Annotated in this window: 1 protein-coding gene; it reads right to left on the bottom strand. The window is 48.4% G+C overall.

Translation table 11 applies throughout. The annotated features are described in order from the left end of the window. Positions 1–541: hypothetical protein (locus tag HMPREF2917_RS11730; RefSeq protein WP_256324267.1), on the bottom strand; the 541-nt coding region annotated here is incomplete at both ends.

Here is a 541-nt window from a genome sequence, read left to right as displayed (position 1 = left end):
TCGACCTCAGAATCGGCATCTGCATCTGCATCCGAATCAGTGTCAACATCCGAATCAGCGTCAGCCTCTGAGTCAGTTTCAGTCTCCGAATCGGCATCAACATCCGAATCAGCTTCTGTGTCTGAGTCAGTATCAACATCCGAATCAGCTTCTGCGTCTGAGTCAGTATCAACATCCGAATCTGCATCTGCTTCTGAATCACTCTCGACATCCGAATCAGTATCAACGTCTGAGTCAGTTTCAACGTCCGAGTCAGTATCAACATCCGAGTCGGTTTCTGTATCTGAATCAGTGTCTACGTCTGAATCGGAATCGACATCCGAATCAGTTTCTGCATCTAAGTCGGTTTCTGCATCCGAGTCTGTCTCAACCTCTGAATCAGTTTCAGCGTCTGAGTCAGTTTCAACATCAGAATCATTCTCAGTCTCTGAATCAGCCTCTGCGTCCGAGTCAGCGTCAACTTCTGAATCAGCGTCTGAGTCAGCGTCAGCCTCTGAGTCAGCATCAGTCTCTGAGTCGGCCTCTACGTCTGAGTCGGTTT

Source organism: Streptococcus sp. HMSC061E03 (genome assembly GCF_001813505.1).
Taxonomy (GTDB): domain Bacteria; phylum Bacillota; class Bacilli; order Lactobacillales; family Streptococcaceae; genus Streptococcus.
This window is presented reverse-complemented; position numbering and strand designations above follow the sequence as displayed.